The following is a 24,622-nucleotide window of genomic DNA, read 5'->3' as shown; positions in this document are numbered from 1 at the left end:
TCTTTCTAACTATTCAACTAGAAAAAATGGGTGACCAGAACGTAAATAAGGTAAATGATAAGGCGCAAATGCAACATTTTATGAAATTGTTGCTGAAGGATGTCCAAGCGATGGAATATATGCTTGAGCATGATTGGTTCGAAAACGACATTACAAGAATCGGCGCTGAACAAGAAATGGTACTTGTTAATAAGAAAACACTTAAAGTGTCACCTATTGCCATGCAAGCCATAGAAAAGATGGGAGACAAGCCTTGGTTAGATACTGAACTAGCTAAGTTTAACCTTGAGATTAATTTGAATCCCAGAGAATTTAAGAAAGATTGTTTCAAGCTTTTAGAAGGGGAAATAAAAACGTATTTAAATGAAATCAACACCAATATCGCGGAGTTTGATACAGAGATTTTACTAACTGGAATTCTGCCCACATTAAGGAAGTTTGACCTTAATATGAACAACCTTACGCCTAAGCCGAGGTATAAGGCATTAATGGAAGCTATAAATGAGCAACTTATTGGTGGATCTTATGAGTTAAGAATTCACGGGATAGATGAATTAAGATTAAAACATGACTCTCCATTATTAGAAGCTAGTAACACTAGTTTTCAAGTTCACCTTCAAGTTTCTGCTAATGAATTCGTGAAGATGTATAATATTGCTCAAGCAATTTCTGCACCTGTAATGGCCATTGCAGCGAATTCGCCGCTGGTTTTCGGAAAGCGCCTTTGGCATGAATCTAGAATTGCAATGTTCCAGCAGTCTATCGACACAAGAACTTCGCATGACTACCATAGAGATTATTCTCCGAGAGTTAATTTCGGAACAAAGTGGTTAGATGAATGTATAACGGACATCTATAAAGATGATATTACTAAGTTTAGAGTGCTATTAGCTGGCGATACTACGGTAGATTCATTGGCAATGGTGAAAAATGGAGAAGTACCTAAGTTGAAAAGCCTTCAAGTTCACAACTCAACGGTATATAGATGGAATAGACCTTGTTATGGAATAAGTCCAAATGGCAAGCCGCACCTTCGAATAGAAAATCGTATTCTACCTTCAGGCCCTACTGTGAAAGATGAAATGGCCAATGCCTGTTTTTGGCTAGGATTGATGGTTGGAATGGCAGATGAAGTAGATGATATTAGAAAGAAAATGGATTATGCGGATGTGCATGATAATTTTGAGAAAGCAGTGCGATATGGAATAGATTCAACATTTACATGGTATGGTGATAAGAAAATTTCGGCATGCGATTTAATTTTGAAAGAGTTGATTCCGATTGCTAGAAAAGGCTTGAAAAAGAGAAAAATAGATCCAGACGATATTGATCTATATTTAGGGATTATCGAGGGGCGAGCTAAGCTTCATACGAATGGGGCTAGATGGTTGCTGAGATCTTTTACGAAATTAAAAGAGCAAAGCACGAATGATGAAGCTTTATCTGCGATCACGGCTTCTATATTAGAAAAACAAAAATCTGACATTCCTGTACATAACTGGAAGCTTGGTGAACTAAAGGACTTGCCACACTATCATCCAGCAGATATCAGTGTTTCAGAATTTATGTCTACGGACTTAGTGACCGTTCAGAAAGACGACATCATCGATTTAGTGGCACAAATGATGCAGTGGAAAAAGCTAAGGTATACTCCTGTAGAAGATAAAAAGGGTTTAGTTATAGGTCTAGTTTCTACAAGAAGACTTTTAGACTATTATGTAAATTTGAAGGACAGTTCCGATGAGAAAAACATGGTGGTAGAAGATATAATGTTGAAGAATCCAGTTTGTGTTAGTCCAGAAACTTCTATCAAGGAAGCGATGGAACTTATGAAGAAACATAAGATCGGTTGCTTGCCAGTTGTTAGCAAGTCTGATTTGGTTGGAATTGTAACAGAAATGGATTTTTTGAGAATTAGTTCTAGTTTATTGGATAGAATAGGCTAAAACTTTATTTTCGCGCTGCTGTTAATTTAAATAAGAAAAGTAATAAAATATGATATTTGACATTGAAATGATACGCAAGCACTATGCTGATCTTGCAGGGAACATTGAAAAAATTAAAGAAGTGATCGGAAGGCCATTAACATTGGCAGAAAAAATCCTATACAATCACCTTCATGAAGATACTCCACTAAAGGAACAAGGTAGAGGGAAAGACTATGTTTTCTTTGCTCCAGATAGAGTCGCTATGCAAGATGCAACAGCGCAGATGGCTTTACTTCAATTCATGATGTCAGGTAGAGATTCAGTAGCCGTACCATCTACAGTTCACTGTGATCACTTAATCCAAGCGAAGATCGAAGCGGATGTGGATTTGAAAGGTGCGATGGATATTAACTCGGAAGTATATAGCTTCTTAGAATCCGTAAGTGATAAATATGGTTTAGGTTTCTGGAAGCCAGGAGCAGGAATTATCCACCAAGTTGTATTAGAGAATTATGCTTTCCCAGGTGGAATGATGATCGGAACAGATTCGCACACTCCGAATGCAGGTGGATTAGGAATGGTAGCGATCGGTGTAGGTGGAGCAGATGCAGTAGACGTTATGGCAGGAATGTCATGGGAGCTGAAAATGCCTAAGCTTATCGGAATTAAATTAACAGGAAAGTTAAATGGATGGACTTCTGCAAAAGATGTTATTCTTAAAGTTGCAGGAATTCTTACCGCTAAAGGTGGAACAGGTGCAATCGTAGAATATTTCGGAGAAGGAGCTGAAAGCTTATCGTGTACTGGAAAAGGAACGATCTGTAATATGGGAGCGGAAATAGGAGCAACGACTTCTACTTTCGGATATGATGATTCTATGAGTAGATACTTGAGAGCTACGGATAGAGCAGAGATCGCTGACTTAGCTGACCAGAATAGAGCAGCATTAACAGGTGATCCTGAATGTTACGCTGAGCCAGAAAAATACTTCGATCAAGTGATCGAGATTAATTTGTCAGAATTGGAGCCTTTAATCAATGGACCTTTTACTCCAGACTTAGCGACACCAGTTTCTAAGATGAAAGAAACAGCTGAGAAGAATGGTTGGCCTACAGATTTAGAGTATTGCTTGATTGGATCATGTACGAATTCATCATATGAAGATATTTCTAGATCAGCGTCTATTGCTAAGCAAGCAGTGGATAAAGGAATTAAAGTTGGTTCTCAATTAACGATTACTCCTGGATCAGAGCAAGTAAGATTTACCATAGAAAGAGATGGATTTATCGATACCTTCGATAAGATGGGTGCTTTAGTTTTTGCTAATGCTTGTGGACCTTGTATCGGTCAATGGGATAGAGCAGGTGCTGACAAGAAAGAAAAAAATAGTATCCTTCACTCTTTTAACAGAAACTTCTCTAAAAGAGCAGATGGAAACCCTAATACACATGCGTTTGTAGCATCACCAGAGATCGTTACGGCAATTGCATTATCTGGAAACTTAGGATTTAATCCGATGACAGATACATTAACAGCAGCTGATGGAACGCAAGTCATGTTAGATCCACCTTTCGGAGATGAATTACCTCCTAAAGGATTCGCAGTAGAAGATGCAGGATATAATGCACCAGCAGAAGATGGTAGCAATATAGAGGTGAAAGTTGCACCTACTTCAGATAGATTACAATTACTAGAGCCATTTAAGCCACTTAATACAGATCAAGTATCTGATATGCGAGTACTTATTAAAGCGAAAGGAAAATGTACAACAGATCACATTTCTATGGCTGGACCTTGGTTGAAATACAGAGGACACTTAGAAAATATATCTAATAACTGTTTTATAGGAGCGATCAACTATTTTAACGATAAAGCTAATCAGGTATTAAATTACCAAACTGGAGAATATATGGCTGTGCCTGATTCTGCAAGAGCTTATCAGAAAGACGGAATCGGTACGATTGTATTCGGTGAAGAAAACTATGGAGAAGGTTCTTCTAGAGAGCATGCTGCCATGGAACCAAGATTCTTAGGTGTGAAGGCGGTAGTTGTGAAATCTTTTGCGAGAATTCATGAAACAAACCTTAAGAAGCAAGGTATGCTTGCACTTACTTTTATAGAGCCTAAAGATTATGATAAAGTAAGACAAGATGACAAAATAACCATTAAGGATTTCGCTGAGTTTGCGCCAGGAAAACCGCTTACTTTAGTTCTGGCTCATGCAGATGGAACGAGTGATGAAATTAAGGTTGCTCATACTTATAATAATGCTCAGATCGAATGGGTAAATCAAGGTTCTGCTTTGAATAAAATTAGAAAAGACTTCGGTTTTTAATAAATAACATATTGTTCTGCCATTTGCCTGTAAAGTGTTGATGGCAGAACTTTCTTTTTTAAATGTCCCACAATCCCATCTTTTGTTGTATTTATGTCATAATTCTTCTATGAACTTGCAGCGATAACGTTAAATTTTTCAAACGTATATTCATTTTCACTATCTTCATGATGAATAACTAACTAATTTAAAAAATAGAATTATGCTTAAAGAATTTAAAGACTTTATAATGACTGGGAATGTAATAGAGTTTGCAGTTGCAGTAATCATGGCTGGAGCCATAGGACTAGTAATTAATGGATTCGTAAATGATATTATCATGCCAGTCGTTGGACATTTTGCAGGAGGTGTTGATTTCGCTGATCTTAAAGTAGTATTATCTCCAGAGGTTAAAGATGCAACGGGAGCAGTTGTGACACCGGAAAATGCGATTAGATGGGGAGCTTGGATTAACACAATCATTAATTTATTAATTGTTGGATTCATTATGTTCTTAATGGTAAGATCTTACAACAAAATAAAACCAAAACCAGCACCGGCACCAGCAGGTCCTAGCGAAATCGATTTACTTATCGAGATTCGGGATTCTTTAAAAAAATAAGAAAGAATAAAAATACAAGCCGCAGTTCATTTGAATTGCGGCTTTTTTGTTTGTACTTTTAAATCATAAACCTTAAGTAAATTGATCGGAAAAGTCTTGTTTTTTATTTTTCGTGCCGTCTTTTTGATTGTACTACCATTCATTGTTCTAATCAGAGGAGCAGTATACTTTAATACAAGTATGGAGTGGGCGATATGGCCATCATTAGCGGGCGGAGTAGTAATCACTACACTTCTATTATTTATTTATATGACTTTTATCTATGGTAAATTTACCGGTAAAGTTGGCGATAAAGATAATCTGCAAAGGCGATTGATATTTGCGTTCTTAATTGTGGCAGGATTCGCCTTGCATGCGATAATATTTATTTCTAACGATAACATCAAGAAGCCAGAAATCAAAGAAGAATACTCAGAATTACATCCATTTCTAAGGCTAGGAATTGGTACCATTCTTAAGATCGATAGTAAATTAGTGGTGACTGATGGGCAAAGGGTCAAAGAAGACTATGAAAAAATGGGTCTTAAGTCTAAAAAACAATCATTGCACTATAAGCAGGAGGATGGATTTACTTATGCGATCGACCTCAGAACGAATGATCGCTCTGAATGGAGGAATCAAGCGTTAGCAATTTACTTTGGAGCCATGGGATTCAATGTTTTACGCCATGTCGGTACTGCTGATCACTTGCACATCAGTATGAAGTGTAAGTATTTACCGGGAGCGAAGTAGCTGTGAGTCGTGAGTCGTGAGCCTTGAGTCTTGAGTCCTAAGTCCCAATACTTAACGTATAGGACTTAAGACTTCAGACTTTAGACTTGATTCATAAGACTTAACAGGGACGGTGAGTGATTTCAAGTTTTGGAAAATTAGAAATCAGCCTCCCATTAACTCTTCTTCTCATCTCTCAATTCTCGTCTCAATATCTTTCCTACATTCGACTTTGGAAGTTCATCTCTGAATTCTATTACCTTAGGAATTTTGTAACCTGTCATGTTTTCTCTGCAATATGCTTTGATTTCATCTTCTGTCAATGATTTATCTTTTTTCACAACAAATATCTTAACTACCTCACCTGATTTCTCGTCTGGAATTCCTATTGCCGCAGATTCTAGTATTTTCGGATGTGCTGCTAGTATTCCTTCTATTTCATTCGGATACACATTGAACCCTGAAACCAGAATCATATCTTTTTTCCGATCTACAATTCTGAAAAATCCATCTTCATCCATGCTTCCGATATCTCCAGTACACAACCAACCGTCTACGATTGTTTTGACCGTTTCGTCTGGTCTGTTATAATAACCTTTCATTACCTGAGGTCCTTGAACTTGGATTTCACCAATACCTCCTACTGGTTGAACAGTACCATCTTCTCCTAAAATACGGACGTCAGTGCTAGAAACAGGCATTCCTATTGTTCCTAACCTTGCAGTTCCATCTATCGGATTAATCGTTACTACTGGAGAAGATTCCGTCATTCCATAACCTTCACTTAATCTACATCCAGTTACTTTTTCCCATTTTTCCGCTACGGCTGTCTGAACTGCCATTCCTCCACCAACTGTGATTTTTAAGTGTTCGAATCCAGCTGACGCAAAGTCTTTGTGATTCAATAAAGCATTGAATAATGTATTTAGTCCAGTAAATAACGCAACATCATGATTCTTAAATTCTTTAATCACTGATGGTAAGTCCCTTGCATTGGTAACAAGAACGTTATGCGCTCCGCACGCCATCATGGATAAGCAATTCACTGTACATGCGAAGATATGGTACAAAGGCAGAGGAGATAAGGAAACAGCTCCTTCTGGAACATGTTCTCCTAACCATGCTTTAATCTGTAGCATGTTCGCAATCATATTTTTATTGGTCAACATAGCTCCCTTCGAAACTCCAGTCGTCCCACCAGTGTACTGATGAAGGATTACCGTATCATGGTCACTATTGAAATCTTTGATAACAAATTTCTTTCCTTGAGAAAGAGCATCTTTGAATTTTACCGTATTCTGCAATTCAAATTTAGGCACCATTTTCTTGACACTTTTCACTACGAAATTGACTATGTGTCCTTTCATACCTAACATCTCTCCGATCGTAGTCGTAATGATGGTTTTTATATTTGTGTCGCCAATGATCTTTTCCAGATTAGAGGCGAAATTTTCAACAATTACAATGGCAGAAACCTTTGAATCTGTAAATTGATGCTTCATTTCCCGTGCGGTATATAACGGATTCGTATTCACAACAATCAGCCCTGCTTTTAAAGCACCGAAAAAAGCGATCGGAAACTGAAGTAGATTCGGCATCATCAATGCAATCTTATCTCCTGGCTCAAGGCCTCTAGAATGAAGGTAAGCACCGAAATTAGTAGACATTTTATCTAGTTCACCGTAAGTAATGGCTTTACCCATGCACTCGAAAGCTTTCTGGTTTTTATACTTCTTAAAGCAATCAGCGGCAAACTCATTAATTGTATTATATTGGTTAGGGTCTATATTCGCGGGAACTCCACTTGGGTAATTCTTGATCCAAGGTCTTTCTTCAGCCATTATCTTTCGTTTTTATTATATTCAATTTGAGACTAAGATATTAAATTTTAGAAAGTTATTAGCAGGAAGATTAAAATGATCTTTCTTAATTTATGTATCGTTGCTTAAGTGATGGTGGCTAAGGCCAGAATGATAAGAGAATGGATGAAATGGAAATACATCTTCTTAAGCAATTAACCCTTTTTAAGGGAATGGCTCTTTCACATTTAGAAATTGGAATTACAAGTCTTCAATAGGTAACAACGTGTGCTCTATTTTGTGGCGTTCACCATATAACGCAGCAGCTACAGAACCGAAAATTGGTCCACACAAAGGTCCTACTAGAGGTATGTAGATCAGAAGGCTTACCACGGTTCCGATGGTCAATGCAGCTCCCAAATGTTGCTGAATAATCTGACCTGATTTTTTTATTGTGTTCCCATGTTGCTCGTTATAGTTGTCTATGAAAGCGTATCCCATGAAGTAGCCATAAACTAAGAACATTACAAATGGACTGAGAAAACTGACACCTAGGAGAAATAGAATTGCGCTGACGATCACAAGAACAATTATCCCTTTGACAAAATTCAGGACCATTAACTTTAGCATCCGAGTTTCAGCCTTGATAAATTCGGCAATCGTCGGTCTTCTTTCTTTATCGGTCAATATGGAAAGCGTCTTTACTGAGAAGTAGAAGATAACGATTTCGAGAAGGATAACCAGCAAGTATTTCGTCCCACTGGTGATTGCACCTCTTTTCCCTTCAGACCTCACTTCACCAACGGCATCATTCATGTTTTGGTCAACATTCTGAATATCTTCTACATAGAAGCCTTGGAGGTAATTCGATGCTAGATTTTCGTAAACAAAGTAAGTGAAGGCAAGAGATATGATAATGCTCAATACCGCGATCCACTTGTAATCAAATATACCTAACCAGAGCTTGTGTTTTTTAATAAAAGGAATCGTTTCACGAATGATGCTAATGCTAGAAATGCACTGTGGTAAAATATCCCTAAAATTAAACTTTTTTAACACTATTTGATACTCACTAATTCTACATAAAATGCCATTGCTGCGTTGCTTCTGATGTTGCCAGGAGGAAAGCTTCCGTAAGCTTGAGAAGATGGAAGGATTAACCAACCTTTATCACCTACTCCGAAATAGGGAATGCCTTTAGTCCAGCCAGGAATTACTCCACTTAATGGAAAAGTAGCTGTGCTGCCGGAATTTAGATTGCCATCGAATTTCTCTCCATCTGAAGCATATCGACCTTCATAATAAACTTCTACGGTACTCGCTGCTGTAGGATGGTCGCCATTCGTAGGATTCTCTATGCTAACAAAAATCCCGTCTTGCATAAATTCTCCTTCCAAATTATTGTCATCGATGAAAGCTGCTATGATTTCGTCTTCTGATCTTTTGTCTTTACTACAAGAAGTTAATAGAAATAAACCTAATAATAAAAACGGCAAATAAATCTTCATAAAATATTTCTTTTAACATGAACGAACCGACCATGTATTTCGCGCAAAAGTAACAATATTTTTTCAGGAAGGTAACCTTCTTAATTATTGAGATATATAGTCCTGATTTTAATTGCCAATGTTAAATAAAAATAAAATGAAAACCATACAAACAATTTTAATGCTCGGCTTCTGCTTACTCATACTTTCTTGTTCTAAAGTTCCATTGCTCAATTCGGAAAATGAAATTCCTCTATCTCAATTCGGTGATGGCATTATAGAATTTAGTTCTGAATATAGACCAGCTCCAGGTCCCTGGTCCTCTTTTGTGATACTCGGTGAACCAGACACCTATCCCGATTATGGTGATGAGGTTACCGCTTGGGCATCTAAAACAAAAGATGATGCAGATGAAATGATTGCAATTGCTTTCGACACTGCTCAATATGTAAACAATATTTCAATTTACGAGACTTATAATCCAGGTGCGGTTTCGGCAGTTTCGGTACGAAATAAGGAAAATGGTAGTTGGGTGCCCGTTTACAGTGATGGATATGAATTAAATCTAAAAGCTGAATCTAGAATTATGCAGATAGATTTTCCGACGACTACTTTTCTAGTAGATGCAGTGAAAATAAATATCGCGAGTAAGGTTATTAAGGGTTGGAATGAAATAGATGCCGTTTCTATTTCTGGTTTCTATGAAAAGGAATAAAAATGTATTCTTAGCTTTAGTCTAGAACACTGGATATTCATCAAAACTTAAACCTCGAGCTTGCCGATCCGTTACTCTTTTACCCAAAAAACTAGAAACTAAAGACTAAAATCTATTTTTCGTTACTGCATCAATCCCAATATAAATACCGTAGGTCTCTTATGTAAGTCAGGTTTGCTTCCTTTCCAATTTTTTATTGATTTGGTCAATATTTGCTCAGAAGCTCCTGTAATATCAGTAGCAAGACAGAGAAAGATATTAGAAGGTAAAGTCTTCATAATAGTTTCGAAGGTTTTTAGATTTCGATAGGGCGTCTCAATAAAGATGTGAGACGTCCCATTTTTCTGAATATCAGTTCCAATGTTTTTTAACGTTCGCGTAATGTCATTTTGTTGAATCGGAAGGTAGGTATGGAAATGGAATTGTTCTCCATTAAGTCCTGAAGCGATTAGCGCAAGCAAGATGGAATTCGGTCCAACATATGGTTTTACTTTTGCGCCAACTTGATGAGCAAATGAAGCTATCTTTTCACCAGGATCAGCTATGCAAGGCGTCCCTGCTTCTGAAAACAACCCGATTTCCTTCCCAGCCATTAATTCCATTAACCACACATCCTTGTCTTGTAGGGGATTTTTCTTATCTAATTCGAAAATTTCTATTTCATCAAAGGTGAGTGGGTGATTAATTTGCTTAAGAAACCTACGTGTTGTTTTAGCTCTTTCTGCGATGAAAAAATCAACTTTTCTAATGGCTGCAATGACAGACTCTGGTATTGTGTCCGTTTCACCATCAATTATGGGGCAAGGGAAAAGATGTAACGTTCCTGGGTTCATAAATGAATATGGGTTTATAATTTAAAAAGTACGACAGATAATTTTTATAAAAATAAAGTTATTCTAGGATCTCAGCATTGAACGTTTCATTTATATCTTCATTAAATGAAGTTCCTGTTTTTTCTTTAGAACAGAATGATAAAGTCCAGATGCTAAACAACAGATTTATGTAATTTCATTTAATGATGGTCAATTTTACTTACCTCACTAATTCTTATTTTCTTGCTCAATGCTCAATGCTCAATGCTTATTGCTTATTGCTCATGCCTCACCGCTCACTCTTCACATTAATAGGATGACTGAAGGTCAGACTACCAAGTGATGCTCACGATCCACGACCTACGACTCAGGACTTAAGACTCACGACTCAAGACTCCTTCCCTAATGCGCTTCCAACCAATTCTCCCCACTTCCCATTCCCACTAATATTGGCACCTTTAACCCTGGCAATGCATTCTTCATTTTCTCCTCTACAATCTCTTTAACCTGATCAAATTCCGGCTTATACACATCGAAAACCAATTCATCATGAACTTGCAAGATCATTTTCGATCGAAGACCGGCGTCCTTCAGAGCATGGTGTATCTGAATCATCGCCACTTTTATCATATCCGCTGCTGTTCCTTGAATAGGAGTGTTTACCGCCATTCTTTCTGCGTTACTTCTAGCAAGCCCACTATTAGAATTGATATCTCTAAGGTATCTTCTTCGTCCCATTAAAGTTGAAACAAAGCCTGTCTTCTTTGCATCCTCTACGGTTTCTACCATATAGTTTTGTAGACCTGGAAACTGCTTAAAATATTGGGTGATAATTTCTGAAGCTTCTGTTCTCTTGATGCCTAATTGACGAGACAAATTCGTCGCACCAGCACCATAAGTAATACTGAAATTAACCGTTTTTGCTGTTCTTCGTTGATCACTTGTTACCTCTTCTAAAGGAACTTCGAAAATCTTGGCTGCTGTTGCGGTGTGGAAGTCAAGACCATTGATGAAAGCCTCCATCATTCCTTCGTCTTTACTGATTTCTGCAATCAACCTCAACTCTATTTGGGAATAATCTGCTGCAAATAAAAGGTGATCTTTATCTCTTGGTTCGAATGCCTTTCTGATTTCTCGCCCAGCGGCATCTTTTATCGGAATATTTTGCAAATTTGGATTCTCAGAACTCAACCGTCCTGTTGCAGCTCTTGCTTGATTAAAACTACTGTGAACTCTTCCTGTTTTTGGATTAATTAATTGAGGAAGCGCATCTACATAAGTAGATTTTAATTTACTGTACTTCCTGAATTCTAAGATGTCACTCACTATTTCGTGCTCCACGGCAAGTTCTGTTAACTTGTCCACGTCAGTGCTATATTTTCCAGATGAAGTTTTTCTCCACCGATACGGTATTTCTAATTTTTCGAAAAGCACAGCTCCTACTTGACTCGGCGATGCAATATTGAACTTCACGCCAGCTTTTTCATAGATTTCTTTTTCTTTATTGACAATTAAATCACCTAGAACGGTAGAGTAGTTAGCTAGGAATTCAGGATTTATTCTTACACCTTCGAATTCCATTCCTGCTAAAACATCGATCAACGGATATTCTAGTTCTTCATATAAGTCAAGCAATTCGTTCTCCTTTAATAAATCCTTAAGTGGATCTCTTAATTGTAAGGTAACATCTGCATCTTCCCCAGCATATTCAGACACTTTTTCTAGGTCAATGTCTCTCATATTAAGCTGATTCTTACCTTTCTTCCCGATCAATGCTTCTATCGGAACCATCTTATAATTAAGATAAGCTTCTGATAGATAATCCAACTTGTGACGCTTGTCTGGTTCACTTAGATAATGGGCAATCATCGTATCAAAGTATTTCCCTTTCAACTCTACTCCATACCACTTCATCATTAAGATATCATACTTGATATTTTGTCCTATTTTTTTAATGTCAGGATTCTCTAGAATCGGCTTGAAAAGATTAACAATTTCCATGGTCTTTTCACGATCTTCTGGCACTGGAACGTAGTAAGCTTCATTAGGATTAATCGCAAATGCAAGACCTACTAATTCCGCCTGGTGGACGTCTAGGCCTGTCGTTTCCGTATCGAAACTGATTTCTTCTTGACTGGATAGCAACTTAACGAGATCTTTTCGAGAAGTTTCATCATTTACTAAGATGTAATTGTGCTTAACATCAGTGATGTTCTTGTCAGCAACTTGATAGTTTGCAGCTACTTTATCTTCAGGCTTCGGTGCTTCTGAATTACCGAAAAGAGATTGCTGCACAGGTGCTTTTGTATTTGAACCTAAGATTGCATCTGCTAGCGTCCTGAACTCTAATTCTTTGAACAGTTCGGCAAGAACTTCTTTATTGATAGGATCGTGTGTATATGACTTAGCATTAAATTGGATAGGTACATCTAATTTAATAGTTGCTAGGGATTTAGACATTAAGCCTTGCTCCGCAAAATTAATCACATTTTCTTTTTGCTTTCCTTTGAGCTGATCAACATTTTCGATCAAGTTTTCTACTGACCCGAATTGCTTGAGTAATTTTGAGGCTGTTTTCGCGCCAATTCCAGGAATTCCAGGAATATTATCGACACTATCACCTTGGAGACCGAGGACATCTATTACTTGTAATACATTTTCGATATCCCATTTCTCCAGAACTTCGGGAACACCTATGATCTCGACGCCATTCCCTTGGCGAGAAGGTTTATACATAAAAATGTTTTCTGAAACCAATTGAGCATAGTCTTTGTCTGGAGTAACCATATAAACGGTATATCCTTCTTTTTCAGCTTGCTTAGCAATGGTTCCTATGGTATCATCTGCTTCGAATCCATCTACTGTAATAATAGGAATGTTGAATCCTTCTACTATAGATTTGATATAAGGAAAGGCAGTTGTAATATCCTTCGGCTGTTCTTCTCGATTAGCCTTGTATTCCGCATACTGTTCATTTCTGAAAGTAGGACCACTTGGATCGAAAGCTACCGCAATATGTGTTGGTTTTTGTGTTTTGAGTAAGTCCCAAAGTGTTCTCACGAACCCAGTAATAGCCGAAGTATTAATGCCTTTAGAGTTGATTAAAGGTCGATTAATAAATGCATAGTGTGCTCTATAAACTAAAGCATGTCCGTCAAGGAGGAACAATTTTTTCTCACTCATTTTATTGGTTTAGAATAGCTAAAGTAAAAAAAAAGAGCCTCACATGGAGGCTCTTTATATCTTTTCTTAAAAGTTGTTCTTTATTGTATCGTGTAAGAAATTCCAACCTGGTAATAATTCTGGAATGCAGATTCTAAACTTCTAGCTTCTGTCTCTTGTGGGTACCATCTAAGTCCTAATTCGAATCCAATACCAATTCCTTTGTATGCTGCAAAGTTGAAACCATTGATCCAAGTATAATTAGATAAGTCAGTACCTTCATAACTTAAGAATCCAGATAAGTTAGATCTCCAAGTAACAATGTCTGCAATTTTAGTATTGTAGTCAGCTACCACTTTTGCACCTAAAGAAGATGTGAAATCTGTTGCTTCTTTTGCAAATATAAAGTTATAGTTAAGTGGGTGAACAACTAATACGAAGTTAGGTATCGGAGTGTAAGTGAAACCAACTCCCATATCTAAAAATCCAGGATTGTTGAAGTTGCTCAATAAAGTTGTTCTGTATTCACCTAAAGCAGATAGCGCTAAGTTTTTAGTAAGGTTGTAACCAAATAAGGACTGAACATTGAAGATATCCGCTACTTGATCGAAGCCATCATCATCACCTGTTGTTTGTGAGTCCTCATCATATTTTAACCATCCAAGGTTAAGTCCACCATTATTTCTCCAGAAGTATTTATCTTCAATTAAGTTAGCAAATCCATTGTAAGAAAAAGAAATAGATTGTGCAGAAGAATTTAAATCTGGCTTAGGCGCCCAGTTATTAAAATTATTGATATCTAAGCCAAGTAGTCCTCCTGACCCAAATCTCCATTTGATAGTTTTATCGATAGCTGCTTTTAAGCCAGCAATTTCTGCCATAACAGCATCTAATTCTCCTTTAATTTTTGCAGCTTCAGCTTCTTTGGCGGTCTTGTCTATAACCATTTGAGCAACTTCAGCTTCTGTTTGCGCTTGGATATTTGACACGATGCCTATACAGGCAAAAAACATAATAATTGTCAGTACATTTCTCATAAAATATAATTTAAATAGTTTTTTCAATTTTGTTATTAATTGCTCTACTGAAAGGAATAATAATTTGTTTTCCTTCAGATAATAATGTAACACTAGATCTTTCGATGGCAATAACTTCGCCTTCTACACCATCTATTTTTACTTGATCTCCTAATTTGAATAAATTTTTTCCATAGAAGGATGCTAAGAAGTTGGCCAAAATTTCTTTCGCGGCTAAGCCATACCCAATAGAAAATGCAAGTACTGCACCTCCGATGACTAGCGATATATTCTGTGATAAAAATTCTACATTGATTTTAGCTTGCGAAAGCGCGCTAATGATAATATTTATAAATATGAAATAGAAAACTAAACTTGCGATCAACTTAGCGGATGGTATTCCTAAAGATTCACAAGCAGTTACAACTGCTTTTCTGATTATATCACCGAGTAATAACCCAATGATTAAAATGATAAAGGCTACTAACAGATTCGGGATGAAAGTGAAAATATCAGTTACCAGATTAGAAATGGCTTCCATACCTAGTACATCTGTTGCTGCAACCCAAACGAAAAGCATCAGTATAAAATAAATCAGCTTTGAAAAAATAGCACTTAATTTAATTTTAACCTTTGACTTCTCAATGATATCAATATCATTTAACTTTTCACCAAGCACATCCACTTTTGCTTTTTCTAATGCAATTCTTATTATTTTTCTAAGTACACGTGCGATGATGAATCCGACAAGGAGGACCATAAGAGCTCCCATTAGGTTCGGTACAAAGTCAATAAATCCTTTTAATAAGTCAGTAAGTGCGCCTGTCATATTCATAGTTAATCCTCTTTTTTGCCGCCAGATAAACTAACGATTGCTTGAATTAATTTCGGAACAAATAATTCTAATATATCAGCTAGAAATCTAATTAGACTAAAAGAGTTGTCTATCTTCTCTTTTACTTCGTCCGGCGGTGTACCGTGCTGAACGATTAGATCTTCTTCTAATTTTAAAAAATTATTTTTCATTTAATATATCTCTGCAGGAAACAAATCGGTTCTTAAAACCATAAACTTTTGCTTCGCTCTTTTAATTTGCATTTTAGTTGCACTTTCTGATTTACCATTTAATTCGCCTATTTCTCTAATGGACATATTATCTTGGTATTTCATGAGCAAAATAGTTTTGTCTTGCGCGGGCATTTCATTTAAGACGACTTTTAACTGTTCGAATTTAGTTTCCATTAATTCTTTGTCATCTATATCTCCATGCATATCTTCTATTTCGCCAAGCTTATCCATAGCTACTGTTTTAATTTTCTTATTCTTTCGAATTAAATCAATACAATAGTTATATGTAATAGAGTATAACCAAGATGAAAACTTAGACTTGCCCTGAAATTTAGAGATGCTTGTTAGGACTTTAATAAAAATTTCCTGAACAGCATCTTGAGCTAATTCTGCGTCTTTCAACATTGAAATACTTCTAGCATAAACCTTTGCGGAATACCTTTTATATAATATGTCAAAATATGCCCCTCTTTGTGTGTTCAAATATTTCTCTACCAGAACTTCATCCGTAGAAGCATCTGAAATATTTGACAATAAGGGATTTAATAATAATATCACGCGTTATCTATTCTCTTGAAACTCGAAAATAAGATGATTCTTTGTAATATTCTATATTTAGACGGGAAGTCTGCAAAAAGTAACACGCTAATAGAATGATGTGATGATATAATCTTTAATATATGTCCAATTCATAATTAGAAGTACCGTTATTAGGAGCACAGCAGTGACTAGAATAATTTTTATTATTCTTGTAGAAGTTAATCTTTTCTCTCTTCTACTCTTATATTTCTTTCTGGATACATACGGCATAGTGCAAAGATATAAAACTTACATATCTGAGTGTCTTTCCCAGTAATTTTGATCTTCTATTTCTTCTAAAATCTGCAGATAGTTCATATATCTCAGTTCACTAATTTCGCCATCTTCTACGGCAGCCTTTACAGCACAGCTCGGTTCGTCTCTGTGCATACAATTAGAAAACTTGCAATTTTCTGAAAATTTGAATATTTCTTTAAAATTGTGGGCAACATCTAACGGCTCAAAATGTGAAAAAGCGAGCGTTTTGATACCAGGAGTATCGATGATCCTGCCACCGCCCGTTAATTCGAACATTTCTGCAAAAGTGGTAGTATGCTGTCCTTTTCCAGTATATTCTGAAATATCATCAGTTCTTAACGCTAGGTGTGGTTCTATTGCATTGATTAAGGTTGACTTTCCTACACCAGATTGGCCACCGATAAGTGTTGTTTTATCTTGAAGTGCAGCTCGTAATTCCGCGATCCCTTCCCCTGTAATGGCTGAAACAAGGTGACATGGATGGCCGATTTTCTCGTAAATATCCTTTAGATATAGATATACATTCAGATCGCCTTCTGAGTAGATATCTGCTTTATTAAATATTACTCTTGTAGGTATATTATAAGGCTCGGTCATTAATAAATACCGATCGATAAATCCTTGTTTTAACTTCGGTTGTGCAATTGTCATGACGCATATAGACTGGTCTACATTAGAAGCGAGAAGGTGTAGTTGGTGTTTTTTTCGTGGACTTTGCCGGATAACATAGTTTGTCCTGTTTTTTATTTCTATGATACTGCCTATCCCTTCGTCATCTCCTTCTTCGATTGTTACAATAACAACATCGCCTACGGCAACAGGATTAGTTATTTTTAAATTACCTAATCTAAACTTACCTACTATTCTGCACTGAATAGATTCTCCATCTTCAGTTTTAACATCATACCAGCTGCCGGTAGATCTAAAGACTATTCCTTCTTTTTTCAAATTAGACTTTTAAGTTTTTAGAATGGACTGCTGCTGCCATTTCTGCAACTAAGCCTGGATCATTTTCTATTGCATTCCCGATTACAATGACATCAGCTCCCGCTGAAATATTTTCAAATGCTTTTTCAGGATTTCTAATTCCTCCTCCTGTAATAATGGGAATGTCTACTGCTCCGTGAACAGATTCTATCATTTCTTTGGAAACGGGGAACTTAGCTCCAGATCCTGAATCAAGATAAATGGTTTTCATTCCGAGCATTTCTCCTGCTATAGCAGTGCATACTGCAATGTCATTTTTATCTTTCGGGATTGGATTAGTGTTACTCATGTAACTTACTGTAGTACTTACACCACCATCTATATTCATATACCCAGTAGAAATAACTTCTAAAGGACTTAACTTAAGATAAGGAGCGGAGATGACATGAGTGCCGATAAGTAACTCTGGATTTCTTCCTGAAATCAATGAAAGGAAAAGAATCGCATCTGCTTTATAGCTTAATTGCATTGAATTTCCTGGGAATAATATAAGGGGTATATCACAGGCTTCCTTTAATTTACCTAAGACTTCATCGAGCTGATCGTTTACAATAAGGCTGCCACCGATAAAGAAGTAGTCGATATTGTGATCGACAGAGTTCCTTATGATGTGGTCCATAGAATTCAATCTGAGTTTATCAGGATCGATAAGCACAGCGAGCTTTTTCTGCCCATTCTTTTTTGCTTCTATTAGATTATTGTAGATCATCAGGGTAAAGATACAAAAAAAGAATATTGGGTCCTTTAAAAGAAGGCGCATAAAAAAAGGCTTGTTCGTAATGAACAAGCCTTTTAAATGGTATGTGCTTTATTTATTTATTTATTTCTGGAAGAAGTAAGTATCATATTGGTTCTTACCAATAACTGCAACTGTATAATTACCAACAGGTAATTTCGCTACATCAAATTTTGTGTTGATGCTTGCTTCATTCTGAAACGTCTTTGTGAAAAATGTCCCTGTTCTATCAGTAATAGTAAAGGTTACAGTTCTTCCCAGTGCTAATTGATTGAATTCAATATTGTTGTTTTTGTATGCAACCATAGGTTTGAAAACAACTGGATTCTCTACAGGTAACATTTTAACTGCATTTTCAGTCACCTCTATTGGGTAGATTGCTTTTTTCATATCGCTATGAAGAATTAATTCATATTGCCCTACAGGAAGGTTTTTAAGATTATATTTTTTTGTCAATGTTGCTCCTTTCTGTACTTGACTTTCGTGTAATACTTCTCCTTTTAAATCACGGATTTCAATATCGATGTTTAGTCCAGCCCAATCATTCAAGTTAACGAACAAAGTTTTGTTTTCGTCAAAATTAACTTTCGGATATTTTTCTGCAAATGTAGAACTAGCTGAAAGGATTAAAATTGTTAATACGATTAAATTTCTCATTAATAGTTTCATGTCTTATTATTTACTTGATTAAAAAATAATATTTAAATCTGATACAAATATAAGGGCATGCTTTACTTAAGACTTTGCTTATTTTTACATAAATGTGTGTTATTATATCAATCTCGGTTAGTTATTAATATTATGTTTACAATAAAAGCACACTATGTTAATATTGGGCGGTATTTAATTTCGCCACTCTTAAGAAGTGTAAAAACAATATTTACAAAGGATGGTAATTACCAATCATATTAAAAGTTGGGCTAAATAGTGCTGATTCTTCTTTGTGTATATTGAATATAGTCATCGTCGAGTGATTTTGATAAAGGTGGGGTGGTCAAGTGAAAAAGGTGAATATGAATTGTTTTAAGAATATTTTGAATTATTGGTATTTGGTAAGATGCGTAATTGATGAAACTGGATGTCGCGCATCTTTCTTTTTGGTATAAATAAAAAAAACCTGCTCTAATGAAAGAACAGGCCTTTATATCCATTGGGATTGATATTATTTTTTAAAGCTGTAAGTATGGTCTTGATCATTACTTGTAATCGTAACCGTATAGTCACCTGCAGGTAATTTCGAAGCACTAAAGTTGGCGTTTATACTTGCTTCATTTTTATAGTTCTTAGTATAAAATATTCCTTCCTTGTCAGATAGTGTAAAAGTTACATCTCTTCCTAATGTTAACTGACTAAACTCAATTAAGTCGTTTTCGTAAGTGATAATTGGCTTAAAGTTAACGTGATTACTTACTGGTGACATTTTTACACCATCAAAAGTTACCGTCATTGGGTAGATTGTTTTTCCCATTTTACTTTGTATAACCATTTCATAAGTACCGTTAGGCAAGTTCTTTAAGTTATACTTTTTAGAAGCTATACTTAGCGTTTGATAGTTTTCTGAATGAAGTACTTTTCCATTAAGATCTCTAATTTCGATTTCAACGTAAGGATTTTCCTTATCATTCAAATCAAGAACAAAAGTTTTGTCCTTCTCGAAAATTACATTTGCGTAATTTCCTGCATAAATTGAAGTTGCTGATAAAATCACAACTACTAATACTACTAATTTTTCCATTGTTATTCTCATTCCATTATTATTTGTGGCTTAAAGAAAATTTTTAAGCGGGCGCAAAAGTACGAACAACATTAGCTTAAAATTGTGCTTATCATATCACATATATGTGGTATTTTGTCAAAATATTATTATATTTATATTTAACAATATGATAAAAGTGCATATAGTAATTAAAAGGCAAAATATAATTTGTAATTATGAGCGAGTCTAGTAAGAATATTTCAAAGGAATATAATTCCCCAATTTTAGAGATGGTTGAGCCTAATTTTGGTAATTCCTTCACCTATAAATTATTCGCTGAAAAGAGTGCAAGTAATCAACCTTTCTGGCACTATCATCCTGAAATAGAGTTGGTTTATGTTGAGAAGAGTTCTGGGAAAAGGCATATTGGGAACCATCTATCCTATTATAATGACGGAGACTTGGTATTAATCGGTCCGAATCTGCCCCATGTAGGTTTCGGTGATCGATTAACTGGAGATGAATCTGAAGTCGTTGTTCAGTTTAAGTTGGATTTTATGGGTGCGGAATTTTTTGATCGTACAGAAATGAGAGATATAAAGTCTTTATTAGAAAGAGCCAAATCAGGAATTTCTTTCTACGGAAGGACTAAGGATGAAGTTGGGATCTTACTAAAAGATTTTAATTGGGTAAAGATAAAGTTTGATCAATTATTACAACTCCTTAGAATCCTTCAGAACTTAGCACTTTCTCAAGAGTATGAATTACTAAATGCGAATGATGGACTAGCCCTAGTCATGAATCCACAGGATAATGACCGAATGGATCTAATCTATGATTTCATTAGAGGTCACTTCGAGGAGAAAATCTACCTCGAAGAAATAGCAGAAGCAGTCTCGATGTCTATTCCCTCGTTTAGTAGGTATTTCAAGAAGATGGCAGGGAAGACGTTTTCTGAGTTCTTGATGGAATTTAGAATTGTCCATGCCTCTAAGCTTCTAGCAGAAGATCAGATGTCTATTACGGAAATCTGCTTTTCAAGCGGGTTCAATAATTTCTCACATTTTACGAAATCATTTAAGCGGATTACTGGAAAGAGCCCTTCAGAATATAAGAAGACCTTATATAAAGTAGTGCAATTGTAAGTAAGCAGAAAGATTTTGCTTTGAATAATTTAATGCGTGCCTGAATAGTGTTATTTAGGTTGTCTTAGAGTTTTATTAGATTTTAATTAGTCTGAAAACTTTCTCTTCATTATTCTTTTCCACTTTCAGTTTTAAAAAGTATACACCTTTATGCAGACTGTTTAATTCTAGATGTGTTTCGCCTAATAAATTTGACCTGAAATAAACTTTCCTGCCATCCATGCTTAGTATTGTCGCTGAATAAGCACCTTTTATATGATCGATAACTAATTGGTCAGAAACGGGATTTGGATAGATGGCCACATTTCCAAGCTGCCATTCTTCTATTCCAGTGGTTAAATCTTCCCCATCACAATTTTCGTCAATGTTATTGTTGGGAATTTCCATAGCATCCGGATTGATAGCAGCATTTGTGTCGTCGCAATCTTGATCAGAATTGAACCCATCGTTGTCCTCATCAATGATCAGCGTAACACCATCGCAGTCCTCGTCTATTTCATTATTGGGAATTTCAGTTGCGTCAGGATTTACACTTGCGTTGTTATCATCACAATCGACATCAGAGTTGAAACCATCATTGTCAGCATCCGTAACGCTTAAGATTCCATCACAATTTTCGTCAATGTTATTATTGGGAATTTCCATAGCATCCGGATTGATGGCAGCATTTGTGTCGTCGCAATCTTGATCAGAATTGAACCCATCGTTGTCCTCATCAATGATCAGCGCAACACCATCGCAATCTTCGTCTATGTCATTATTGGGAATTTCCGTTGCGTCAGGATTTACACTTGCGTTGTTATCATCGCAATCGACATCAGAGTTGAAACCGTCATTGTCAGCATCTGTAACGCTTAGGATTCCATCACAATTTTCGTCAATGTTATTGTTGGGAATTTCCATAGCATCCGGATTGATAGCAGCATTTGTGTCGTCGCAATCTTGATCAGAATTGAACCCATCGTTGTCCTCATCAATGATCAGCGCAACACCATCGCAATCTTCGTCTACGTCATTATTGGGAATTTCCGTTGCGTCAGGATTTACACTTGCGTTGTTATCATCACAATCGATATCGGAATTGAATCCATCATTGTCAGCATCCGTAACGCTTAGGATTCCATCACAATTTTCGTCAATGTTATTATTCGGAATTTCCATAGCATCCGGATTGATAGCAGCATTTGTGTCGTCGCAATCTTGATCAGAATTAAACCCATCGTTGTCCTCATCAATGATCAGTGAAACACCATCGCAATCTTCGTCTATGTCATTATTGGGAATTTCAGTTGCGTCAGGATTTACACTTGCGTTGTTATCATCACAATCGATATCAGAATTGAAACCATCATTGTCAGCATCCACTGCTCCTCCAACAAAAAACTCATGTGCTCCTAGATCAATCCCGCTGTCAAGTGGTCGACTTCTTTGATCAATATCATCCGTTACTTCTGCTAGATCGGCACCTTGATCTATAATGTTAGCACGTGCGGATGCAAGCCGAAGATTTCCAGTAGATGTACTCACAAACCAATCCTCTACTGCATTGGTTACATTATTCTCTACATTTCCACTTCCATTATTTCTAAGCCAAATCCTTTTATTGGTAAGATTGTTTTGGATATCTACATTGGTTGTAGATGAAAATCGATACTCTATTGAATTTTGGTAGGAGATGAAAATGGTATTGTTATAAACCTTGGTGTTCGGCGAGCTTTCCAGACCGATTCCCACATCATTAAATGGTCCGGCGCCATCATTTGTGATCATGTTGTTCCTAATGATTCCACCTTCATTAGCACTATTCTGTCCTAAACCGAATCCGACGCCCCTGTCACAATTATACATTAGATTGCGCTCCACAATATTATTAGAAGAGTTATTCCAGAAATGAACGGCATGTTCCGCTTGCGATCCAGATGGACTTGCTATACTCTTAAATATATTATCACGAACGATCCAGTTGTCTCCATCATGAATGTCTAGCCCTCCGATGTAAAACTGAGGACCGATCCCAGCGGTGTATTCAAATAAAGAACACTGAACAATACAATCGTCTGAGCCTCCATCTTGACTGGTCCCTTTAATCATTTGCTCGAACGTGTTCTGAATTCTAACATTGTGAATCAGATTATTATTAGAATTCAAAGATATACCATGATTGCCCACTTCTTTAATAGTTAGGTCTGCCACCGTAATATTGTCACCTTGCAGGGAAAGCCCAATCTCTGTTCCATTCACAGCTTTCATTCCTTGGCCAGTTAGAATTACAGCATCTCGATTTCCAGAAGCACTTCTAATCACCATATTAGAGGCAGTAATATAGGGATAGGAAGCGGTCGATGCGACAGCATAAGTTCCATCTGCAATGAGAATTGTTTTATTTCCGCCAGTCTGATTCGCTTCGTATATCGCAGCTCTAAATTCAGAAACGGTAGAAACATTTACAATTTCTCCGATCACCAGATCACAAGATTCAACCTGATTAGTTTCTACTTGATTAATCGTGCAGCCACAATCCTGACCGCTTAAAAATTGACCTAGAAACATAACCATAACTGTAATTGCAAACCTCATTCATTTCTAATTTGTATCCAAGTTACATGCTCATGGTAATCTACCGAAGAAAATCTACGGATATGTCATGCGAAATATTAATATTCATTTCATTTAGCTTTCGAAGTGTAATTGGCTACATTTAATAAAGTGATTATAAAGTTTATGAAGATAATTTCGGAAAAAGACATCAGCAGATTGATAAGGTATAAGGATCTGGTTGCGCAGTTGAAATCAGGATTTGCAGATGAGCAGGTGAGCGTGCCGAAGAGATTGCACTTGGACCTTCCTAATGATAATATCAGCTTAGTTATGCCTGCATGGAATGATAGATATTATGGATTAAAGCAGATTATTGCATGTCCGCATAATCCTCAGAAGAATCTTCCTACCATTCAGGGTAAGTTTGATTTGTTTGATGTAAACAATGGTAATCACTTGGCCTCTATCGATGCGAAGAAACTCACCGCGGTTCGAACTGCCGTAACTTCTGTATTGGCTTCTACTTATTTTGTTAGTAATCCTAAGAAGCTAGTCATCCTTGGTAAAGGAGTGGTCGCGATGCACCTTAAGGAAGCTTATCAAGCCTACTATAACTTAGACGAAGTAGTGATATGGAATCGTGCCAATGAAGAAAACATTGACCTAGAGAAAGAAATTTCTGATGCTGACATCGTTTCTTGTGCCACACATGCTTACGAACCTATTCTTAAAGGTCAATGGGTAACTCGTTCGCTACATGTTGATCTCGTCGGATCGTACAAGCCGAATATGCGAGAAGCAGATGATGACTTGATTTCGAAATGTCAAATTTACATTGATGATGCGCCGGCTATGAAGGAATGTGGCGATCTTGCCATTCCATTAAAGGAAGGCACAATAACCGAAGACGATATTAAAGGCAATCTTTTCGAATTATGCAGAAATAGGATCCAAGTTTCACCTAGCATGCAACCGACATTATTTAAGTCTGTAGGGCATGCAATCGAGGATCTGACAGCTGCCATTTATTTTTATGAAGTAGCGTGAAA

Annotated in this window: 21 protein-coding genes; 7 read left to right on the top strand and 14 right to left on the bottom strand. The window is 36.5% G+C overall.

Annotation, left to right across the window (positions count from 1 at the left end):
- The first annotated feature begins 26 nt into the window (after positions 1-26).
- The 4 genes from L2586_RS03610 (at position 27) to L2586_RS03595 (ending at position 5,596) form a co-directional block, all read left to right on the top strand.
- Positions 27-1,946: a CBS domain-containing protein gene (locus L2586_RS03610; RefSeq protein WP_235291415.1), complete on the top strand. Its 1,920-nt coding sequence runs from the start codon at positions 27-29 to the stop codon at positions 1,944-1,946.
- Between the two features lie 49 nt (positions 1,947-1,995).
- Positions 1,996-4,263 carry an aconitate hydratase gene (locus tag L2586_RS03605; protein WP_235291414.1) on the top strand — a complete coding sequence of 756 codons (2,268 nt, stop codon included), beginning with the start codon at positions 1,996-1,998 and terminating at the stop codon, positions 4,261-4,263.
- A 202-nt stretch (positions 4,264-4,465) separates the two neighbouring features.
- Entirely contained in the window at positions 4,466-4,864 is a 399-nt protein-coding gene (gene mscL, locus L2586_RS03600; RefSeq protein WP_235291413.1) for a large conductance mechanosensitive channel protein MscL, read from the top strand.
- An 81-nt stretch (positions 4,865-4,945) separates the two neighbouring features.
- Positions 4,946-5,596, top strand: coding sequence for a hypothetical protein (locus L2586_RS03595; protein WP_235291411.1), 651 nt, complete (start codon positions 4,946-4,948; stop codon positions 5,594-5,596).
- Between the two features lie 155 nt (positions 5,597-5,751).
- On the opposite strand, the gene L2586_RS03590 is transcribed toward L2586_RS03595, so the two are convergent.
- The 3 genes from L2586_RS03590 to L2586_RS03580 all read right to left on the bottom strand — a co-directional run bounded on the left by L2586_RS03590 (position 5,752) and on the right by L2586_RS03580 (position 8,882).
- A complete protein-coding gene (locus tag L2586_RS03590) occupies positions 5,752-7,416 on the bottom strand; it encodes an AMP-binding protein (protein WP_235291410.1) in 1,665 nt (554 codons plus the stop codon).
- A 219-nt stretch (positions 7,417-7,635) separates the two neighbouring features.
- Positions 7,636-8,433, bottom strand: a complete 798-nt coding sequence (locus L2586_RS03585) for an EI24 domain-containing protein (protein ID WP_235291409.1) — start codon at positions 8,431-8,433, stop codon at positions 7,636-7,638.
- Positions 8,433-8,882: an FKBP-type peptidyl-prolyl cis-trans isomerase gene (locus L2586_RS03580; RefSeq protein WP_235291408.1), complete on the bottom strand. Its 450-nt coding sequence runs from the start codon at positions 8,880-8,882 to the stop codon at positions 8,433-8,435. The genes L2586_RS03585 and L2586_RS03580 overlap by 1 nt, the downstream gene beginning before the upstream one ends.
- Before the next feature lie 136 nt (positions 8,883-9,018).
- On the opposite strand from L2586_RS03580, the gene L2586_RS03575 reads away from it, so the two are divergent.
- Positions 9,019-9,576: a hypothetical protein gene (locus tag L2586_RS03575; RefSeq protein WP_235291407.1), complete on the top strand. Its 558-nt coding sequence runs from the start codon at positions 9,019-9,021 to the stop codon at positions 9,574-9,576.
- 122 nt (positions 9,577-9,698) lie between these two features.
- Here L2586_RS03575 and L2586_RS03570 read toward each other — a convergent pair whose 3' ends face one another.
- From L2586_RS03570 to L2586_RS03525, 10 genes are all read right to left on the bottom strand, one after another.
- A complete protein-coding gene (locus tag L2586_RS03570; protein ID WP_235291406.1) occupies positions 9,699-10,409 on the bottom strand; it encodes an SAM-dependent methyltransferase in 711 nt (236 codons plus the stop codon).
- Between the two features lie 381 nt (positions 10,410-10,790).
- The gene (gene polA, locus L2586_RS03565) at positions 10,791-13,571 is read right to left on the bottom strand and encodes a DNA polymerase I (protein WP_235291405.1); all 2,781 of its coding nucleotides are present in this window, start codon (positions 13,569-13,571) and stop codon (positions 10,791-10,793) included.
- Positions 13,572-13,651: 80 nt separating this feature from the next.
- Positions 13,652-14,587, bottom strand: a complete 936-nt coding sequence (locus L2586_RS03560) for a DUF3078 domain-containing protein (RefSeq protein ID WP_235291404.1) — start codon at positions 14,585-14,587, stop codon at positions 13,652-13,654.
- Positions 14,588-14,597: 10 nt separating this feature from the next.
- Positions 14,598-15,395 carry a mechanosensitive ion channel family protein gene (locus L2586_RS03555; protein ID WP_235291403.1) on the bottom strand — a complete coding sequence of 266 codons (798 nt, stop codon included), beginning with the start codon at positions 15,393-15,395 and terminating at the stop codon, positions 14,598-14,600.
- Between the two features lie 8 nt (positions 15,396-15,403).
- Positions 15,404-15,592, bottom strand: a complete 189-nt coding sequence (locus L2586_RS03550; protein ID WP_235291401.1) for a hypothetical protein — start codon at positions 15,590-15,592, stop codon at positions 15,404-15,406.
- A complete protein-coding gene (locus L2586_RS03545) occupies positions 15,593-16,168 on the bottom strand; it encodes an RNA polymerase sigma factor (RefSeq protein ID WP_235291399.1) in 576 nt (191 codons plus the stop codon).
- A 294-nt stretch (positions 16,169-16,462) separates the two neighbouring features.
- Positions 16,463-17,419 carry a ribosome small subunit-dependent GTPase A gene (gene rsgA, locus L2586_RS03540; RefSeq protein ID WP_235291398.1) on the bottom strand — a complete coding sequence of 319 codons (957 nt, stop codon included), beginning with the start codon at positions 17,417-17,419 and terminating at the stop codon, positions 16,463-16,465.
- A 1-nt stretch (position 17,420) separates the two neighbouring features.
- Positions 17,421-18,167 (bottom strand): phosphoglycerol geranylgeranyltransferase, encoded by a 747-nt coding sequence (locus tag L2586_RS03535; RefSeq protein WP_235291396.1) that lies wholly within the window; start codon positions 18,165-18,167, stop codon positions 17,421-17,423.
- A 111-nt stretch (positions 18,168-18,278) separates the two neighbouring features.
- On the bottom strand, positions 18,279-18,863 hold the full coding sequence (locus L2586_RS03530) for a hypothetical protein (protein WP_235291394.1): 585 nt from the start codon (positions 18,861-18,863) through the stop codon (positions 18,279-18,281).
- 493 nt (positions 18,864-19,356) lie between these two features.
- The gene (locus L2586_RS03525; RefSeq protein ID WP_235291392.1) at positions 19,357-19,941 is read right to left on the bottom strand and encodes a DUF3244 domain-containing protein; all 585 of its coding nucleotides are present in this window, start codon (positions 19,939-19,941) and stop codon (positions 19,357-19,359) included.
- 185 nt (positions 19,942-20,126) lie between these two features.
- On the opposite strand from L2586_RS03525, the gene L2586_RS03520 reads away from it, so the two are divergent.
- Positions 20,127-21,035: a helix-turn-helix domain-containing protein gene (locus L2586_RS03520; RefSeq protein ID WP_235291391.1), complete on the top strand. Its 909-nt coding sequence runs from the start codon at positions 20,127-20,129 to the stop codon at positions 21,033-21,035.
- Between the two features lie 75 nt (positions 21,036-21,110).
- Here L2586_RS03520 and L2586_RS03515 read toward each other — a convergent pair whose 3' ends face one another.
- Positions 21,111-23,612, bottom strand: coding sequence for a MopE-related protein (locus L2586_RS03515; protein WP_235291390.1), 2,502 nt, complete (start codon positions 23,610-23,612; stop codon positions 21,111-21,113).
- Between the two features lie 144 nt (positions 23,613-23,756).
- On the opposite strand from L2586_RS03515, the gene L2586_RS03510 reads away from it, so the two are divergent.
- On the top strand, positions 23,757-24,620 hold the full coding sequence (locus L2586_RS03510) for an ornithine cyclodeaminase family protein (protein ID WP_235291389.1): 864 nt from the start codon (positions 23,757-23,759) through the stop codon (positions 24,618-24,620).
- Positions 24,621-24,622: the final 2 nt, after the last annotated feature.

The sequence above is a fragment of the Portibacter lacus genome (assembly GCF_021533215.1).
GTDB lineage: Bacteria > Bacteroidota > Bacteroidia > Chitinophagales > Saprospiraceae > Portibacter > Portibacter lacus.
Note: the sequence above shows the minus strand (reverse complement) of the source record. Positions and strands in the feature narration are given on the sequence as shown.

What these genes read in the sequence shown, in the direction of transcription:
- L2586_RS03610 (WP_235291415.1), top strand. Translation starts at nt 27, where the DNA reads ATGGGTGACCAGAACGTAAATAAGGTAAATGATAAGGCGCAAATGCAA.
- L2586_RS03605 (WP_235291414.1), top strand. Translation starts at nt 1,996, where the DNA reads ATGATATTTGACATTGAAATGATACGCAAGCACTATGCTGATCTTGCA.
- mscL (WP_235291413.1), top strand. Translation starts at nt 4,466, where the DNA reads ATGCTTAAAGAATTTAAAGACTTTATAATGACTGGGAATGTAATAGAG.
- L2586_RS03590 (WP_235291410.1), bottom strand. Translation starts at nt 7,416, where the DNA reads ATGGCTGAAGAAAGACCTTGGATCAAGAATTACCCAAGTGGAGTTCCC.
- L2586_RS03580 (WP_235291408.1), bottom strand. Translation starts at nt 8,882, where the DNA reads ATGAAGATTTATTTGCCGTTTTTATTATTAGGTTTATTTCTATTAACT.
- L2586_RS03575 (WP_235291407.1), top strand. Translation starts at nt 9,019, where the DNA reads ATGAAAACCATACAAACAATTTTAATGCTCGGCTTCTGCTTACTCATA.
- L2586_RS03570 (WP_235291406.1), bottom strand. Translation starts at nt 10,409, where the DNA reads ATGAACCCAGGAACGTTACATCTTTTCCCTTGCCCCATAATTGATGGT.
- polA (WP_235291405.1), bottom strand. Translation starts at nt 13,571, where the DNA reads ATGAGTGAGAAAAAATTGTTCCTCCTTGACGGACATGCTTTAGTTTAT.
- L2586_RS03560 (WP_235291404.1), bottom strand. Translation starts at nt 14,587, where the DNA reads ATGAGAAATGTACTGACAATTATTATGTTTTTTGCCTGTATAGGCATC.
- L2586_RS03555 (WP_235291403.1), bottom strand. Translation starts at nt 15,395, where the DNA reads ATGACAGGCGCACTTACTGACTTATTAAAAGGATTTATTGACTTTGTA.
- L2586_RS03550 (WP_235291401.1), bottom strand. Translation starts at nt 15,592, where the DNA reads ATGAAAAATAATTTTTTAAAATTAGAAGAAGATCTAATCGTTCAGCAC.
- L2586_RS03535 (WP_235291396.1), bottom strand. Translation starts at nt 18,167, where the DNA reads ATGATCTACAATAATCTAATAGAAGCAAAAAAGAATGGGCAGAAAAAG.
- L2586_RS03530 (WP_235291394.1), bottom strand. Translation starts at nt 18,863, where the DNA reads ATGAAACTATTAATGAGAAATTTAATCGTATTAACAATTTTAATCCTT.
- L2586_RS03525 (WP_235291392.1), bottom strand. Translation starts at nt 19,941, where the DNA reads ATGAGAATAACAATGGAAAAATTAGTAGTATTAGTAGTTGTGATTTTA.
- L2586_RS03520 (WP_235291391.1), top strand. Translation starts at nt 20,127, where the DNA reads ATGAGCGAGTCTAGTAAGAATATTTCAAAGGAATATAATTCCCCAATT.
- L2586_RS03515 (WP_235291390.1), bottom strand. Translation starts at nt 23,612, where the DNA reads ATGAGGTTTGCAATTACAGTTATGGTTATGTTTCTAGGTCAATTTTTA.
- L2586_RS03510 (WP_235291389.1), top strand. Translation starts at nt 23,757, where the DNA reads ATGAAGATAATTTCGGAAAAAGACATCAGCAGATTGATAAGGTATAAG.